We start from the raw sequence: 1,845 nt of genomic DNA on the forward strand, positions 1-1,845 counted from the left end.
ATCGTAGATCGCAAGCCACCCGGCGTAGGGGCGGGGGCGGAAAATCCGTGCGGCGTTAGCGCGCGGGACCGCCAGAATCTAGCGGTTAGAGCAGCTACTTGTCGTTATCGGACTTCGCACCAAGCGTCGTCTTCTGCACCTGCATGAGGAACTCGACGTTGCTCTGGGTCTCCCGGATCTTGTTGGTCAGCAGCTCAAGGCTCTGCTGCGTTTCGAGTCCGGAGAGGACACGGCGCAGCTTCCACATGATCTTGACTTCCTCCGGCGAGAGCAGGTTCTCTTCGCGGCGGGTACCGGACGCGTTGACGTCCACCGCCGGGAAGATGCGCTTGTCCGCGAGCTGGCGGGACAGGCGCAGTTCCATGTTGCCCGTGCCCTTGAACTCTTCGAAGATGACCTCGTCCATCTTGGAACCGGTCTCGACGAGCGCGGTGGCCAGGATGGTGAGCGAGCCGCCGTTTTCGATGTTGCGCGCTGCACCGAAGAAACGCTTCGGCGGGTACAGTGCGGCGGAATCGACGCCACCGGACAGGATGCGTCCGGAGGCCGGTGCCGCCAGGTTGTAGGCGCGGCCCAGACGGGTCATCGAGTCCAGCAGCACCACGACGTCCATGCCCATCTCCACGAGGCGCTTGGCGCGCTCGATGGAGAGCTCGGCCACGGTGGTGTGGTCGTCGGCGGGACGGTCGAAGGTCGAGGCGATGACCTCACCCTTGACGGTGCGCTGCATGTCCGTGACTTCTTCGGGACGTTCGTCAACGAGCACCATCATGAGGTGGACCTCAGGATTGTTGGTGGTGATGGCGTTSGCGATGGACTGCAGGATGAGCGTCTTGCCGGCYTTCGGCGGCGAAACGATCAGGCCRCGCTGGCCCTTGCCGATCGGGGCCACCAGGTCGATGACGCGGGGGCCGATCTTCTTGGGGTCGGTCTCGAGGCGCAGGCGCTCGGACGGGTACAGCGGAACCAGCTTCGCGAACTCGACGCGGTCCTTGAGCTCCTCCGGGGTCTTGCCGTTGACCGAGGTGACGCGGACCAGGGCGTTGAACTTCTGGCGGGCGGACTGCTGCTGATTGCTCTGCTGGTTTTCGCCCTCGCGCGGAGCGCGGATGGCGCCGACGACGGCGTCGCCCTTGCGCAGGTTGTACTTCTTGACCTGGGCGAGGGACACGTAGACGTCATTCGGGCCCGGCAGGTAACCGGAGGTACGGATGAACGCGTAGTTCTCCAGCACGTCCAGGATGCCGGCGACGGGCAGCAGCACGTCGTCCTCGGTGACCTCGACGTCGTCGACGTCGGGGCCCTGGGAGCGGCCGCGGCGGCGTTCGTTACGGTCGCGGAAGCGGTCGTTGCGCGAGTTGTTGTCGCGGTTCTCCTGGCCGCCGGAGCGGTCGTTGCGATCGTTGCGGTCGCGACGGTTGCGGCGGTTACGGCGGCTGCCGCCGTCGCTGTCGTCGTTATCGCGGTTATTGTCGCGGTTGTTGTCGCGGCTGCTTGCGGCGTTGTCGCGATTGTTGTCGCGGCTGCCGGTGGCGTTGTCCTCACGGCCGCCACGGCCGCGGGTGTTCTCGCGGCGCTGGCCGTCGTCGCTGCCCTGTTCGGCGTGGCGCTCCTGGCGCTCCTGGCGCTGCTCGGCGGCGGGCTGCTCCGTGTGGGTTTCGGCGGCGGGTGCTGCCGCGTTCTCCCCCTGGGCTGCGGTCTGGCCTGCGGCCTCGCCGCGGCGGCGGTTGCGGGTTCGCGGCTGGCGGGTGCGGTCGCTGCCTTCGGCGGCCTGTTCGGCCTGGGTGGCTTCGACCGGGGCGGCCGGCGCCTCCATCGGAGCTGCGGCGGGTGCCTCAGCGGCGG

At 67.6% G+C, this 1,845-nt stretch carries 1 protein-coding gene; it reads right to left on the reverse strand.

Annotated features, from left to right (window positions below; genetic code table 11):
• Window positions 1-94: 94 nt before the first annotated feature.
• On the reverse strand, window positions 95-1,845 hold a 1,751-nt coding region (gene rho / locus AB4Y86_RS17955; RefSeq protein WP_441403510.1), incomplete at its 5' end, for a transcription termination factor Rho.

The organism is Arthrobacter sp. 2YAF22_2 (assembly GCF_052114645.1).
GTDB lineage: Bacteria > Actinomycetota > Actinomycetes > Actinomycetales > Micrococcaceae > Arthrobacter.